This is a genomic window from Piscirickettsia litoralis (genome assembly GCF_001720395.1).
Lineage (GTDB): Bacteria > Pseudomonadota > Gammaproteobacteria > Piscirickettsiales > Piscirickettsiaceae > Piscirickettsia > Piscirickettsia litoralis.
In genome coordinates this window covers 486,461-488,051 of sequence record NZ_MDTU01000001.1, presented here as the reverse complement: position 1 = coordinate 488,051, position 1,591 = coordinate 486,461, and the positions used below count along the sequence as shown (strand labels likewise).

Here is a 1,591-nt window from a genome sequence, read left to right as displayed (position 1 = left end):
TAATAAGTTTATTAGAAAAACAAGTTAAAATAAAATTAAAAGGGAAGTGGAGGGGCGTTATGTCATTTAACATAGCTCTAAGTGGTTTACAAGCATCATCACAAGATCTAAGTGTGATTAGTAATAATATTGCGAATGCTTCGACGATTGGCTTTAAAAAGTCACGTGCTGAGTTCGGTGATGTTTATCAAACCTCAGGTTCAGGGAGTGCGATAGGTTCAGGTGTACAGAGCTTGAGCGTCTCACAGGACTTTGGTCAGGGACCGCAGAAAAATACCGGAAGAAACCTTGATTTACGGATTAATGGCGAAGGCTTTTTCCGCATGAGTGACGGTGGTGCCTTGAAATATAGTCGTGCCGGTGCATTTCATTTGGATAAAGACGGTTTTATTGTTAACTCTCTTGAAAATAATTTAACCGGCTTTACCGTCGATGCGAATGGTGCATTAACCGGGGCGGTGGGTAATTTGCAAATCAGTACTGCGAATCAGCAGCCCAAAGCAACCGCAAACATAACCTTAGAGATGAATCTAGATGCTGAGGCGACAGTGCCAACGGTCGAGTTTGCACGTGGCTTTACACCAACAACACCACCTGACACGAATAGCTATAATAAGCTTGAAAATACGGTGATTTATGACTCACTCGGGACGAGCCATATTTTATCAAAATATTTTGTAAAAACGAATATTGATAATCGTTGGGATGTTTACATCGGGATTGATGGTACAGATGTCACTCCTGCGGCAGCGGCGGCGCCCTCAGTCACTGTGACAAATCCAGCTAATAATACCGGCAATAACCAAGGTTCTCTTCCTATTCCTTCACCAACGGCAACAAATTGGAATAATTACTCCCCGTTTACCGTTGTTTTTGATAACCTCGGTAAATTTATAGCAAATGACCCTAATACCCCTCCTCAATTGGTGCAAACACCGATTGCTTATTCACCCTCTACCAACGCCTATGATGGTGTTAACCCTCCTGGCTCTGAAAATTTAACAATTACCCCGGCGCTAAATAACCCATGGAAGATGACTGCCCCAGTGACAGATCCGACAACGCTTAAAGGGCCTAATGGTAATAATTTAGCTGTTGAAGTTCGTAACGCTAGTGGGGGCTTTACATCTTACAATGTCGCGGCGATGACAGGGTCAGGGAATGCAACAGCACGAAGGATTTCTGACGCAGTTAATGCAACAGCAACATTAAGCGGTTTAGTCGATGCTTATGCTTATACCGAATTTGAACTTGGTGAATACTTCCCAGGCTCGGCAACAGCAACGGCAACATTTAATTTGACCGCAGCAGCAACTAATGGATCGAACACACAAGCGATTACAATCCCGGGAGGAACGAATGTTGCGGGTGTGCTAGCCGCAATTAATGGCGTAGGAAATGCAACGACGGCTTTAACGGGAGTTTATGCGGTTGCAAGAGATGTTGCAGGGGATACAGGTAATGCGGCACGCAAGCGGATTGTGTTAATTTCAGATGGGTTTGATGCTGGAGGGACACAATTGGGAGCGACTGCGCAAGATTTGTCAGGGCATAATATTACTTTAACGATGACAAATACATCAACAAGCCC

Annotated in this window: 1 protein-coding gene; it reads left to right on the top strand. The window is 44.1% G+C overall.

The annotated features are described in order from the left end of the window. Positions 1-59: 59 nt before the first annotated feature. On the top strand, positions 60-1,591 hold a 1,532-nt coding region (locus BGC07_RS02295), incomplete at its 3' end, for a flagellar hook-basal body complex protein (RefSeq protein ID WP_158006841.1).